Annotated in this window: 14 protein-coding genes; 8 read left to right on the top strand and 6 right to left on the bottom strand. The window is 69.1% G+C overall.

Annotation, left to right across the window (positions count from 1 at the left end; all coding sequences use genetic code 11):
* Positions 1–23 precede the first annotated feature (23 nt).
* The 3 genes from ABFX81_RS41670 to ABFX81_RS41680 all read left to right on the top strand — a co-directional run bounded on the left by ABFX81_RS41670 (position 24) and on the right by ABFX81_RS41680 (position 3,178).
* Entirely contained in the window at positions 24–1,046 is a 1,023-nt protein-coding gene (locus tag ABFX81_RS41670; protein WP_346139673.1) for a zinc-dependent alcohol dehydrogenase family protein, read from the top strand.
* A 130-nt stretch (positions 1,047–1,176) separates the two neighbouring features.
* Positions 1,177–2,172: an aldo/keto reductase gene (locus ABFX81_RS41675; protein WP_346139674.1), complete on the top strand. Its 996-nt coding sequence runs from the start codon at positions 1,177–1,179 to the stop codon at positions 2,170–2,172.
* 76 nt (positions 2,173–2,248) lie between these two features.
* Positions 2,249–3,178: a helix-turn-helix domain-containing protein gene (locus ABFX81_RS41680; protein WP_346139682.1), complete on the top strand. Its 930-nt coding sequence runs from the start codon at positions 2,249–2,251 to the stop codon at positions 3,176–3,178.
* 238 nt (positions 3,179–3,416) lie between these two features.
* Here ABFX81_RS41680 and ABFX81_RS41685 read toward each other — a convergent pair whose 3' ends face one another.
* The 3 genes from ABFX81_RS41685 to ABFX81_RS41695 are packed head-to-tail and all read right to left on the bottom strand — an operon-like array spanning position 3,417 to position 6,924.
* Entirely contained in the window at positions 3,417–5,600 is a 2,184-nt protein-coding gene (locus ABFX81_RS41685) for a molybdopterin-dependent oxidoreductase (protein WP_346139683.1), read from the bottom strand.
* Positions 5,597–6,268 (bottom strand): enoyl-CoA hydratase-related protein, encoded by a 672-nt coding sequence (locus ABFX81_RS41690; RefSeq protein ID WP_086849796.1) that lies wholly within the window; start codon positions 6,266–6,268, stop codon positions 5,597–5,599. The genes ABFX81_RS41685 and ABFX81_RS41690 overlap by 4 nt, the downstream gene beginning before the upstream one ends.
* Positions 6,269–6,312: 44 nt before the next feature.
* On the bottom strand, positions 6,313–6,924 hold the full coding sequence (locus tag ABFX81_RS41695) for a TetR/AcrR family transcriptional regulator (RefSeq protein ID WP_346139675.1): 612 nt from the start codon (positions 6,922–6,924) through the stop codon (positions 6,313–6,315).
* A 245-nt stretch (positions 6,925–7,169) separates the two neighbouring features.
* Between ABFX81_RS41695 and ABFX81_RS41700 the strand changes: the two genes are divergently transcribed.
* Together ABFX81_RS41700 and istB are read left to right on the top strand one after the other, a co-directional pair.
* A complete protein-coding gene (locus tag ABFX81_RS41700) occupies positions 7,170–7,415 on the top strand; it encodes a hypothetical protein (protein WP_346139676.1) in 246 nt (81 codons plus the stop codon).
* Complete coding sequence (gene istB, locus ABFX81_RS41705) at positions 7,412–8,203, top strand: IS21-like element helper ATPase IstB (protein ID WP_086849792.1); 792 nt, start codon at positions 7,412–7,414, stop codon at positions 8,201–8,203. Before ABFX81_RS41700 ends, istB begins: the two co-directional genes overlap by 4 nt.
* A gap of 81 nt (positions 8,204–8,284) precedes the next feature.
* Here the strand turns inward: istB and ABFX81_RS41710 are convergent, their stop codons facing one another.
* The gene (locus tag ABFX81_RS41710; RefSeq protein WP_346139677.1) at positions 8,285–8,902 is read right to left on the bottom strand and encodes a TetR/AcrR family transcriptional regulator; all 618 of its coding nucleotides are present in this window, start codon (positions 8,900–8,902) and stop codon (positions 8,285–8,287) included.
* Positions 8,903–9,009: 107 nt separating this feature from the next.
* On the opposite strand from ABFX81_RS41710, the gene ABFX81_RS41715 reads away from it, so the two are divergent.
* Positions 9,010–10,191 carry a cytochrome P450 gene (locus ABFX81_RS41715; RefSeq protein ID WP_086849790.1) on the top strand — a complete coding sequence of 394 codons (1,182 nt, stop codon included), beginning with the start codon at positions 9,010–9,012 and terminating at the stop codon, positions 10,189–10,191.
* 161 nt (positions 10,192–10,352) lie between these two features.
* Positions 10,353–10,631, top strand: coding sequence for a hypothetical protein (locus ABFX81_RS41720; RefSeq protein WP_346139678.1), 279 nt, complete (start codon positions 10,353–10,355; stop codon positions 10,629–10,631).
* A gap of 120 nt (positions 10,632–10,751) precedes the next feature.
* Here ABFX81_RS41720 and ABFX81_RS41725 read toward each other — a convergent pair whose 3' ends face one another.
* Positions 10,752–11,177: a hypothetical protein gene (locus ABFX81_RS41725; protein ID WP_346139679.1), complete on the bottom strand. Its 426-nt coding sequence runs from the start codon at positions 11,175–11,177 to the stop codon at positions 10,752–10,754.
* Between the two features lie 122 nt (positions 11,178–11,299).
* On the opposite strand from ABFX81_RS41725, the gene ABFX81_RS41730 reads away from it, so the two are divergent.
* Complete coding sequence (locus ABFX81_RS41730) at positions 11,300–11,548, top strand: hypothetical protein (protein WP_346139680.1); 249 nt, start codon at positions 11,300–11,302, stop codon at positions 11,546–11,548.
* Between the two features lie 240 nt (positions 11,549–11,788).
* Here ABFX81_RS41730 and ABFX81_RS41735 read toward each other — a convergent pair whose 3' ends face one another.
* The gene (locus tag ABFX81_RS41735; RefSeq protein WP_346139681.1) at positions 11,789–12,274 is read right to left on the bottom strand and encodes a hypothetical protein; all 486 of its coding nucleotides are present in this window, start codon (positions 12,272–12,274) and stop codon (positions 11,789–11,791) included.
* Positions 12,275–12,333: the final 59 nt, after the last annotated feature.

Here is a 12,333-nt window from a genome sequence, read left to right on the forward strand (position 1 = left end):
CCCGTACGCAAGGAGCAACCCCCATGCGCGGTGTCGTGATGCACGCCCCCGGTGACTTCCGGGTGGAGGAGCGCGAAGACCCGACGATCCTGAAGCCCACGGACGCGATCATCCGCGTCGCGGCGGCCTGTGTGTGTGGCTCGGACTTGTGGCCCTATCGTGGGGCCGAGCCCTTCGAGGCACGCTCCCCGATCGGTCACGAGTACGTGGGCGTGGTGGAGGAGGTCGGCAGCGCCGTCACCACGGTCAAGCCCGGCCAGTTCGTCGTCGGCGGCTTCTCCACCTCGGACAACACCTGCGAGAACTGCCGCGCCGGGTACCAGACCTCCTGCGTGCGGCGCGAGTGGATGAACGAGATGGGCGCCCAGGCGGAGCGGCTGCGCGTCCCGCTCGCCGACGGCACTCTGGTGGCCACCCCGAGCACCCCGGACGAGGACCTGATCCCGAGCCTGCTGACCGCCTCCGACGTGCTCGGAACCGGCTGGTTCGCCGCCGTCGCCGCCCAGGCCGGACCCGGCAAAAGCGTCGCCGTGGTCGGCGATGGCGCGGTCGGCCTGCTCGGCGTGCTGGCCGCCCGGCAACTCGGCGCGGAGCGCGTCATCGCCATGAGCCGGCACACCTCCCGGCAGAAGCTGGCCCTGGAGTTCGGCGCCACCGACATCGTCACCGAGCGCGGCGACGAGGGCGTCGAGAAGATCAAGGAACTGACCGGCGGCTTCGGCGCACACTCGGTGATCGAAGCGGTCGGCACCCAGGAGTCCGTGCTCCAGGCGATCCGCGCCACCCGCCCCGGCGGCCATGTCGGCTACGTCGGCGTCTCCCACGACGTCACGCTCGACGGCCAGGAGCTGTTCTTCTCCCACGCGCACCTGCACGGCGGCCCGGCCCCGGTCCGCCAGTACCTGCCGCAGCTGATCGACCTCATCTGGACGAGGCAGATCGACCCGGGCAAGGTCTTCGACCTCACCCTCCCCCTCGACCAGGCCGCCGACGCCTACCGGGCGATGGACGAACGCCGCGCCATCAAGGTCCTGCTCAACCCCTGACCAGCCACCACACCCCAGAGCATCCGCAGCCACGGTAACGACCTGCGACGCCCCGAGCCGTCCTGGTGCGCATCCCTTGCTCGTCCGAACCGCGGACCGGGCGCATCCCTGGCGAAAGGACGGTAGGTGCATGAGTGACGAGATGAGGTACGCGCACTTGGGCCGCTCCGGGCTGCTGGTCAGCCGGATCGGCCTCGGCACGATGGACTTCGGCTACACGGTGGACGAATCGACCAGTTTCGCGGTCATGGACACCGCGATCGAGGCGGGTATCAACCTCTTCGACACCGCCGACGTCTACGGCGGCCCGCAGTCGGCGGACATGACCAAGGGCTACGGCGTCTCGGAGGAGACCATCGGCAGGTGGCTGAGGCGCGGCGGGCGCCGCGACGACATCGTCCTGGCCACGAAGGTCTACCAGCCGATGAGCCTGGGCCCGAACGACCGCCGGCTGTCCGCTTACCATGTCCGGCGCGCGTGCGAGGCGAGCCTGCGGCGGCTCCAGACGGACCACATCGACCTCTACCAGATGCACCACATCGACCGGGACACACCCTGGGAGGAAGTCTGGCAGGCGATGGAACAGCTCGTACGCGAAGGCAAGATCAGCTACGTCGGCAGCAGCAACTTCGCCAGCTGGGACGTGGCCCTCGCCCAGTCAGCCGCCACCGCACGGCACTTCCTCGGCCTGACCTCCGAACAGAGCCTGTACAACCTCGCCGTACGAGCCGCGGAACTCGAACTCATCCCCGCACTGCGCCACCTCGGGATCGGGCTGATCCCCTACAGCCCGCTACACGCCGGCCTGCTCACCGGCGCACTCGAGTCCGCCGCCGAGGGAGACATCCGGGATGAGTCGATGCTGGAGCGCATCGACGCGCACCGCGGCCAACTCGAAGCATACGAAGAGCTGTGCCGGGAGCTGGGCGCCAAGCCGGCGCACGTGGCGCTGGCCTGGGTGCTGCACAACCCTGCCGTCTCCACCACGGTCACCGGAGCGACGACGAGCGAGCAACTGCTGTCCAACCTCGGCGCACTGTCCGTGCAACTCGACGACCAGGTCATGGAACGCCTCGACCGCATCTGGCCGGGGCCGGGGGAAGCCCCGCAGGCGTATGCCTGGTGAAGCCGGCCCCGGGCCGACCGACATCCCGGGCCGCCCTCCTGCTGCATCGCCGAGCTCTTCCGGGCGGCGTGCCGCCATTGGCGCAGGTCGCCGGGACCCCGGCCCCGACCACCCCGCCCACCGCGCCGACATCCGGGACTTCCTCACAAGCCGACGAGCCAGGATCACCCCGGAGCAGGTCGGACTGCCCACCAGCGGACCACGCCGAGTGCCCGGGCTGCGGCGCGAGGAGGTCGCGCTGCTGGCTTCCATCAGCACCGACTACTACACCCGGGTCGAGCAGGGGCGCATGCAGGCGTCCGTCCCCGTCCTGGAAGCGGTCGCCCGGGCCCTGCAACTGGACGAGGACGAGCGCAGATACCTGTTCGACCTGGCCCGAGCAGCCGGTCCCGCCCGGCGTGCACCTCGCCGCCGCAGGGATGTCGACGTGCCGCCCCCAGTCCAGTGGATGCTCGACTCCATGACGCAGTCGTCGGCCTTCGTACGCAACGGCCGTATGGAGGTCATCGCCCACAACGCGCTGTTCCGTGCTCTGCACGCACCGATGTTCGACAGCGACACCGTCGACCGGCGCGGCCGTCCGAACATCGCCCGCTACCTCTTCCGCGATCCGAGCTCAGCCGATTTGTTCGTTGACTGGCAGGCCGCCGCCGTGACCACCGTCGCGCTGATGCGCGCCGAAGCCGGTCGCGAACCTCGCGACCGGGCCCTGCGCGAGCTCATCGGTGAACTGTCCACGCTCAGCACCCAGTTCCGCACCCAGTGGGCCGCACACCACGTCCGCATCCACCACTACGGCAGCAAGCGACTGCAGCACCCCGACGTCGGCCGCCTGGAACTGGTGTACCAATCCATGGACCTGCCTCTGTCCGACCATGCGGTGTACGACCTGACCATCTACAGCGCCGAGCCGGGCAGCTCTTCCGAAGAACGGCTCAAGCTCCTCGCCAGTTGGGCAGCGACACAGCCGTCAGCCACAGAGCCCAACCGACACGAGAGTCGCTGAGACCGGTCGGCGATGGCTCCCGCCGAGCTGCCGGGGACGTGTTCCCGGTGATCGCCGCGGCGGTCTCCGGGTGGGCGAGGCGTCGTCGTGCACCTTAAGGCTCCGCTGCCCGCTCAGGGGGCTGCGCGGAGTTGTCCATGGCCATAGTCAGCCCCGGCTCGGGCATGGACCAGGTCAGCCGAGGATGGGTCTTCGCGCCTGATGCGGTGGTGTCGCTGCCGCACGCGGTGGGGTGTTGTCAGGCGGGAAGGGGCTGGATGCGGGCCGGGACGTGTTTGTGCCAGGGCGTGCCGGCGATGGGGTCGCGCCAGGACAGGTCGGTGAGGGTGTTCAGGGCCACGCCGGTGCGTTCGGTGTCGCCGTCCTGGGTGGGCAGGTCGAGGCCGAAGCCGTTGGGCAGGGCCGCGTGCCCGGGTTGCAGGCGGTCGTCGATCTCGACGATCGCCTGGGCGGTGCCGCGGGTCGTGGTGATCTGGGCGAGGGCGCCGTCGGACAGGCCGAGTTGTTCGGCGTCGTGGGGGCTGATGCGCAGGGCGCCTTGTTGGTCGCGTTTGCGCCAGGTGTTGTCGCGGAAGATGGTGTTCGCGGTGAAGGCCCGGCGCTGACCGGCGGCCAGGACGATGGGGAAGTCGTCGCTGGTGTGGACGGCGGGGGTGGTGTCCAGGTCGGCGAGGAGGCCGAGGAGTTCGGGGATGGGCAGCGGGATGCGGTGGCCGGGGTGGGGCACGTAGTTCCAGGCGTCGTCGTACTCGTCCTGGGTGAAGGTGATGCCGGAGCGGCCGCCCAGCATGGCGTCGAACAGGGCGTCGGCGTCAGGGTGTCCGGCGCGGCGCATGGCGGCTGGGTACTCCTTGGCGATGCGCTGGGCGAGCGCCCACAGTACGGCGCCGGCGCGGGCGCCGCCGGGAAGGCTGAGGCCGAGGGTCTCGTACAGCAGGTACGGGGCCATGGCGAAGGTGGACTTGTCGAGAGCGGCCAGGGCGGCGAAGGCGAGCTTGTACGGGGTGCGGCCCAGGCGGGCGGCGGCGCGCAGCAGGGTCAGCCTGCTGCGGGGGACGGCGCCCAGTTCGCGGATGAGGCGGGCGTAGATCTCGGGTTCGGGCAGGGTGCCGGGCAGCGGGTCGAGGACCGGGGCGCGCAGGTGGAAGGTGTTGTGCGGGAACTCGAAGGTGAAGAAGGTCGCTTCCCACTTCTCGAACTGTGAGGCGGCCGGCAGTACGTAGTCGGCTTGGCGGCCGGTCTCGGTCATGGCGATGTCGATGACGACGACCAGGTCGAGCGCGGCGAGCGCTTTGGCGAAGGCGGCGGAGTCGGCCAGGGAGTGCGCCGGGTTCGAGGACTCGATGATCATCGCCCGGAAGCGGTCGGGTTGGTCGGTGAGGATCTCTTCGGCGATGATGTTGCAGGGCACCAGGCCGCCGGGCATCCGCGCGCCGGTGACGGGGGTGCGGTGCGGGCGGGTGGTGTAGCGGGCCAGCGGGGCGATCCACGAGTGCGGCTGCATGGCGCCGGGCTTGGCGAAGTTCCCGGTCAGCAACCAGGTCAGCTTGTTGAGGTAGGACACCAGCGTGCTGTTGGGGCCCTGCTGCACGCCCAGGTCTTCGTACGTCGCGACGCTGGAGGCGGTGCCGATCCTGCGTGCCGTCTGGCGCAGCAGGTCCTCGTCCACGCCGCAGGTCTGCGCGCAGCGGGCGATGTCCACCTCTCTGAGCTGCTTGATCACCGTGCCGGCGCCGGTGGTGCGGGCGGTGAGGAAGGCGTGGTCGAGGAGGTCTTCCTGGACCAGGATGCCGAGGAGGCCGGCCAGGCACCAGGCGTCGGTGCCGGGTTTGACCTGGAGGTGGATGTCGGCGAGGTCGGCGGTCTCGGTGCGCACCGGGTCGATGACGATCATGGTGCGGGTGGGGTCTTTGGCGATGTCCTTGAGCACGGTGCGGGCGCGCGGGACGCCGTGGGACTGCCAGGGGTTCTTGCCGAGGAAGAGGGAGACTTCGGCGTTCTGGAAGTCTCCGGTGGTATGTCCGCCGGTGAGGTGGGCGTCGACGAAGCCCTCGCCGGTCTTCTCCTGGGCGAGCGGGTTGGAGCGGTAGCGGGCACCGAGGGCGCGCAGCAAGGCGCCGCTGTAGGCGCCGCCGAGGTGGTTGCCCTGTCCACCGCCCCCGTAGAAGAAGATCGATTCGCCGCCGTGGGTGTCGCGCACTGTCTTCAGCCGGGCGGTGATCTCGCGGGTGGCGGTGCCCCAGTCGATCGGGGTCAAGGTGCCGTCCGCCTCCCGGCGCAGCGGTGTCGTCAGCCGGACTCCGCCGTTTTGGTAGTGGTCCAGCCGCAGGGCCTTGTTGCAGGTGTAGCCGGCGGTGGCGACATGCTCCTTGGGGAAAGCGCCCGGGGCACGGTTTGGTGCGGTGGGTGAGGTGCTGGTCAGCCGAGCGGGTTGGCGGTGTCGCGCAGGGTGGCCAGGGCCGGTGCGTACATGCGGGCCTTGATGGTGCCGAGGGTGTCGCCGGCCTTGTTCACCTGTGCCTGGGCGATCTCGACGGCGGTGGAGCGCACGGCGTCCTCGGTGACCGCATGGTCGACGATGCCGGCGCCCTGGGCGTCGGAACCGCCGTAGCGGCGGGCGGTGAGCATGGCCTCGTGCGCGGTCCGCGGGGCCAGCCGGGACTGGATGAGGGCGGCCATGCCGGGGGCGAAGGGGATGTTGATGTCCGCTTCGGGCAGGCACCAGTAGCCACGGTCGGCGCGCATCACGCGGAAGTCGTGGGCGAGGGAGAACATCGCGCCGGCGGCGAAGGTGTGCCCCTGGAGCGCGGCCACCGTGATGACCGGCAGGGACAGCATCCGCGCGAACAGCTCATGGACGGAGACGACGTAGTCCTGGTGCTGGTCGGTGTGGGCAAACAGCCAGTCCAGGTCGAGGCCGTTGGAGTAGAACTTGCCGGTGGCGGCGGTGACCAGGGCGCGGGGGCCTTCCGCCTTCTCCACTTCGTCGAGTGCGGCACTGACGGCGGTGAGCCAGTCGGGGTGGAAACGGTTCTCTCCGTCCCCGAGGTCGAGGACGAAGACGTTGTCCTGACGGTCGAGCGTGGGCATGGCGACTCCTTCGGGCTGAGCTGACTGGGTGAAGTGGCTGTGGACTACGACCGGGGCCCGGATCCGCCACCGGGGCTGTCGCGCAGGGCGTAACGGAGCAGGTCGTGGATCTCGGTGGCGGCGGCCTCGATCGGGGCGGTGCTCTGCTCGGCCCGGCACATGATCACCGCGCCTTCGACCGCGGCGATGATGAAGGCGCCCAGCCTGCGGCTGCGTTCCTCGGCCAGGCCGTGCCGGACGAACAGGCCCGCGAGGGCCTCCTGCCAGCGGGCGAAGACGGCGGCGGCCGAGCGGGCGAGCTGGGGAGCGTCGTCGTTGGTCTCGACGGCCACCGCCACGATCGGGCACCCGGCCCTGAAGCCGCTCTCCACGAGCCGGTCACGCCACAGCGCGAAGAACGCGTCGACGGCCTCCACCGGATCATCCACCTGCATGGCGGCGTCGATCAGCCCCGCGATGAAGTCCCCCGCCAGTGCCACCGCCTCGTCGATGAGCTGCGTCCGCCCGCCGGGGAAGTGGTGATACACCGAGCCCCGAGGGGCTCCGCTGTGCGCGAGCACCCGATCCACGCTGGTCGCGCTCGCCCCGTACTCACGCAGCAGAGCAGCGGCACTGAGGATCATTCGGTCGCGGCTGTCACTCTTGCGCGGACTCACCTGCCCACACCCTTCCGACGACGATGTGGCCCGCCGAGCAGGCTACCTGCCGGTAACTTATGGGGTATGGCATAGAACATGCAAGGGGGTGTGGGCTGTCGGTTTGGTGTTGGTGGTGGTGAGGGTCGGTGGTGCTGGTCTGGTGCTGCGCTGTGGCGATGCTGGTCAGTGGGGTGTTGGGGCGGGACCGGCATGGTCATGAGGTGTAGGAGCCGGCCGGGGGGATGCTGCCGAGGGTGTTGGTGGTGCGTCGTCTGCTGGAGCGGCAGCAGACGGGGAGCTGTCGACGCGGCATGTGCGTGCGGTCGCTGAAACGGTCGGTGTTTCGGAGCACGGAGCCAGGCCGGACGAACGTGACCTCGCTGGCCGAACGGCGGCTGGCCCAGCTGCCCCCCGACACCCGGCCGCTGCCCTCGCTCGCGGCCTACGACCAGCTGCTGCGAGCACGGCAGTCGGCCGACCGCCCCGCCATCCAGAAAGAGATGCCGTGACACTCAAACGCCATCGCGGGCTGACCGAACAGGCCGCGACCGCCGCCGTCGACCAGGCATGCCGCATGCTCCGGCTGCCCACTATCCGGGCCCAGTTCCCCGAACTGGCCGAAGCCGCCGCCCGGGACCAGATGTCGTATCGGGGGTTCCTCGCCGAACTGCTGATGGCCGAGTGCGACGACCGGGCCCGCCGCCGCTCCGAACGGCGCATCAAGGCGGCACAGTTCCCGCGGGAGAAGTCCCTGCGGGCCTTCGATTTCGAGGCCAACGGGAACGTCGACGCAGCCGTCATTCACACCCTGGCGACCTGCGAGTGGGTCAAGAAGGGCTTGCCGCTCTGCTTGATCGGCGACTCCGGCACTGGCAAGTCCCACCTGTTGATCGCGCTCGGCACCGAGGCCGCCATGGCCGGCTTCCGGGTCCGCTACACACTCGCCACCAAGCTGGTCAACGAGCTGGTCGAGGCGGCGGACGAGAAGGTCCTGACCAAGACCATCGCCCGCTACGGACGCGTCGATCTCCTTTGCATAGACGAACTTGGCTACATGGAGCTGGACCGTCGCGGCGCTGAGCTGCTGTTCCAGGTGCTGACGGAGCGTGAGGAGAAGAACAGCGTCGCCATCGCCTCCAACGAAGGGGGGTGGACAAAAACATTCACCGATCCACGGCTTTGCGCGGCCATCGTCGACCGCCTCACCTTCGGCGGGAACATCATCGAAACCGGCACTGACCCCTACCGGCTCGCCAGCGCCAGGGCCGCCCGGGCGCAGAGCGCAGCCTCAGGCTGACCCGTCCGAGCCTCAAAAACCGGCCAGCGACTGCGTTCACCGCTATCCGTGCCACGACCGAGTGCGCGTGCGCTGAACACGCTAAGCCGGGCGGGGGAGCGAGTTGAGGCCGTCGATCGCGATGTCGGTGGCCCTTTGAACGGCTTTGTAGGTCTGCTCCGGCCGGTCTCCCCGCTTTTGGCATGCGGCGACGACGACCTTGATCGCCCCGACCAGCGAGCCCACCGCCGCGGCGGCCTCGACGAGGTCCAGCTCGGGGCAAGCGAGGTGGAGCGCTTCGGTCAGCTGTAGCTGGATGTCGAACAGCAGGTGCAGTTCGCGCGCCTGAAGTGCCGGGACCGACGCGATCAGCCGTCTCCGAGCCGGGCCGACCTTCCGCGCCAGCTCCGAGTCCGTGTCCGCGAAAACACTCTGGTCGATGACGCGCCGCAGCAGGTCGGCCACCGGTTCGCCGGGCTGCCGTTCTCCGATGATCTCGACCGCGCGCTCCAGCCGCGACCTGTCGTCGAAGAAGACGATGTCGTCCTTGCTGTCGAAGTAGCTGAAGAAGGTCCGTGTCGCGATGTCTGCGGTGGCCGCGATCTCCGCCACGGTTGTCTGGTCGTAACCCTTCTCGGCGAACAATCGCAGGGCGCCTTCGATGAGCGCTTGCCTCGTGCGCATCTTCTTCCGCTGGCGCAGCCCTGGTTCGCTGGTCACGACAGCACCTTACCGCTTACCGCATGCGATGTAATTTTGCATTCATTGACGTTTTGCATTGAGTGCTGTTTTATCGGGAGGTCCGTAGACCGACCGAGGAGCGGCTGATGGAGAGCACGTCCCCGGCAGTAGTCATGCCCACGGCCCGCCAGAACCCGTTCGATCCGCCCGAGGAACTGCGCCGCCGGCAGGGGCTCGGCCCGATCCATCGGATGACCTACGCCGACGGTGGTCAGGGGTGGTTGGTGACCAGCTTGGCCGCGGCGCAGGCGATCCTGGCGGATCCTCGATTCAGCGTCCGCCCGGACCACATGAGCTCACCGATTGCCCAGCCGGCAACGGCGCCCGTGCCGCCGGGATTCTTCCTCCGCATGGACCCGCCCGAGCACGACCACTATCGGCGGTTACTCACCGGTGACTTCACGGTGCGCCGGATAAAGCTCCTCGAACCGGAGATCGAAGCGATCGTCAATGACCAGTTGAACGCGATGGAGCTCGCCGGGGGCCCGGCCGACTTGTTCAAGGCATTCGCGCTGCCGATCCCGTCACAAGTGATCGGCGAACTGCTCGGGGTGCCCTACTCCGACAGGCAGGGGTTCCAGCGGAACGCCGCCACGCTCTTGAACGTCGACCTCACACCGGAACGCCGGCAAGAGGCGGTCAGGGAGCTCATGGCATATCTACGGGACCTGCTGCGCCACAAGCGTTCCTGGCCAGAGGAAGATGTGCTCAGCGGGCTCGCTGCGCACGAGGGACTTGCTGCGGACGAGAGGGCCGGACTGGCGCTCCTGCTCCTGATCGCGGGGCATGAGACGACGGCGAACATGCTTGCGCTGGGCACCTTCGCTCTGCTGGCCAACCCCGCACAGTTGGCTGAGGTCCGCGGCAAGGAGGAAGACGCCCCTGCAGTGGTCGAGGAGCTGCTGCGTTACCTCACGATCATCCCTCACGTGGTCCGCGTCGCGCTCGAGGACAGCGAGCTCCACGGCTGCCTGATCAGGGCTGGCGATTCCGTCACTGTCGCACTTTCCGCGGCGAACCGGGATGCTGACCATTTCGCCGACCCGGACGCGCTTGACCTCACCCGCTCCACGGCCGGACACCTCGCGTTCGGTCACGGCCTCCACCGGTGCCTCGGGCAGCGACTGGCCCGCGCCGAAATGCGCATCGCCCTCCCCGCACTGCTTCGCCGCTTCCCGGCACTTCGTCTCACTGTCGCGCCCGAGGAAGTGCCACTGCGGTCGGCCATGACGGTCTACGGCGTGCGTGAACTTCCGGTCACCTGGTAGGCCGATCAAGGTCGAGAAGAACGACGTGTGCTCGGCGACTTGCAGCGCGACGTCTGCGAGTTTGAGCAACGCCCCTTCACTGCCGGCTCCCCACCGCCATCCGGCCCTTCAAGCACCGCCCGCATCACCGCCCCCGACCCCGCTGAAGACGGAGATGCCTCGTGATCGCGGCCACCTACCAGTACGTCGACCGGCCCGATGCGTCCGTGGTCACCACTCGTGCCCTGCTCACCGCCCGGGAGAACATCTCCGACACGGTCGCCGCGCGGGCCATGATGTGCATCCACGGCGGCGCCGGCTTCGGCAAGACGCTCGCTGTCCACATCTGCCTGCGCGGCACTCGAACCCGGCGAGGACGTCCGCAAGATCACCTTCCGGGCCCGGCCCACCGCCCGCGCGGTGCGCTGCGAGCTGTTCACCGCCCTCGACCTGGCCGGTGAACCACCGCGCCACCCCAGCGAGTTCGACCGCCTGCTGAAGACCGCCCTGGCCATACGCCCCCGCACCTTCCTCATCGGCGAGGCTCAGTGGCTCAGCGGGGAGGCGTTTGGATACTTCCGCTACCTGTGGGCGAACCAGCCGCCCAGCTCGGGGTCATTTTCGTCTGCGGGGAGGGCTGCACCACCGTGCTGCGCCGCGAGCCGATGCCGTCCTCGCGCATCTTTGTCTGGCAGCACTTCCCTCGCCTCACCACCAGCGAGGGGCTCGAGGCCATCCCCCTGTCCCAGCCCGTCTGGGCCGACGTCGACCCCGACGACATCGCCTTCGCCGACCGACACGCCGCACACGGCAACTTCCGTCGGGCAGGCAGTCAGCAGGTTGTGAGCCTGGTTGATCCACGGCTCACGCGCCCTTCCCATGCCCTTGTTCACCCGGTGGTGGACGGTCAGGTCCTGCCATGTCCTGCAGCGCACGCAGGCGTCGTCGTCCCGGTCGTGGATGAGGGCCTTCGCCAAGTCGGTGGGGCCGGTCCGTCGTCGTGTCATATCACTGGTCTCCTGCCTGCCCCGGCGCCGGACCGCGTCGTTTCAGGGCTCTGATGGACGCGCGCTGGAGCAGACGCGGAGAGTGGACGGCCGCTGCGGCTTACGTCCTGAGCGGGGCATACTTGCTCGACGTGCTGTTCGCCGACGAGGGGAAAGCGACTTTGTCCAGCGGTAACGCGGTCGTCGGCCTTGTTCTCGTCGGGGTGTGCAACCTGGTTTTGGCTCTCAACACCTGGTCCCGCCGGGAACTGTGGGATTCGGACCGAGAATTGATGCCAAAGTGGGTTGCGCTGATGAACGGCAGGGCCGCACTGAACTACCAACTCGCGGCAGCCGTGTTCCTCTTCGGACTTGCGATCGTCCTCGCCTAGAGCACGCCGAGTTGGACAGCGTCCGCGCCTACGGGGCGTCCTCTGCTCGGCGAACCCTGCGGTGATGCAGGCAGCGCACGGCCGCCGGAGGTGTTCGGCCACCTTCTGGTTCCAGCGGGGACCCTCCCAGCGCAGTTCGACGGGGTAGCGGGGCGCGGCCAGGGCCATCCCCCGCCGGGACGGCGGGATGTCTGGACAGTGGTGCGTTTGGATGGCGCAGATCCCGATCTGTCGCCGTTCTCACAACGACGCCGCGACCCTGCCGTCACTCGGGTGTAGCCGAGAGGCGTGAGTGCGGCGGTGACGTGAGGTGGGGGAGGTCGGGGTGGGGGCACGGTGCAGGCGTGCGGGCCAGCGCCGCCGGCCGGAGACATCGAGTGCGACGTCGACGCCGACTTCCACCAGCTCAGGTTCCACCAGCGTGACGTTCAGCGTTTCCCGGCTGCCCCACCCGGCGGCCAACGACCGGCCCGTCCACGGATGACCGCGCCGCGCCGGGGCGAGTAGCCCGGCGACCGATGGGCTGGCCGTCCGGGCGAGGGTGGTGGTGCGGGCGGTGTACTGCAGGCGGCCGCCGTCGTCGTACCTGCCGAGCAGCAGACTGCTGGGAGCGGCCAGGGGGCCGGTGATCGCGCCGACGCTGGCCTCGGTCGTCTCGCGCACCTTGTATTTCCGCGATCCGTGCGTGGACGGCTTGTCATGGGTGTCCAGCTGTTTGAAGAGCATGCCTTCCGTCCCGGCCGGCGCCCATGTCAGCTACTCATGCTGGGTGTCCGGATGGGTGG

Origin of the sequence: Streptomyces coeruleofuscus, assembly GCF_039532725.1 — a bacterium.
GTDB lineage: Bacteria > Actinomycetota > Actinomycetes > Streptomycetales > Streptomycetaceae > Streptomyces > Streptomyces coeruleofuscus.

Bases quoted from the DNA above. Each gene is read 5' to 3' on its own strand.
- ABFX81_RS41670 (WP_346139673.1), top strand. From the start codon at position 24: ATGCGCGGTGTCGTGATGCACGCCCCCGGTGACTTCCGGGTGGAGGAG.
- ABFX81_RS41675 (WP_346139674.1), top strand. From the start codon at position 1,177: ATGAGTGACGAGATGAGGTACGCGCACTTGGGCCGCTCCGGGCTGCTG.
- ABFX81_RS41690 (WP_086849796.1), bottom strand. From the start codon at position 6,268: ATGCCCACGCTCGACCGTCAGGACAACGTCTTCGTCCTCGACCTCGGG.
- ABFX81_RS41715 (WP_086849790.1), top strand. From the start codon at position 9,010: ATGGAGAGCACGTCCCCGGCAGTAGTCATGCCCACGGCCCGCCAGAAC.
- ABFX81_RS41725 (WP_346139679.1), bottom strand. From the start codon at position 11,177: ATGACACGACGACGGACCGGCCCCACCGACTTGGCGAAGGCCCTCATC.
- ABFX81_RS41735 (WP_346139681.1), bottom strand. From the start codon at position 12,274: ATGCTCTTCAAACAGCTGGACACCCATGACAAGCCGTCCACGCACGGA.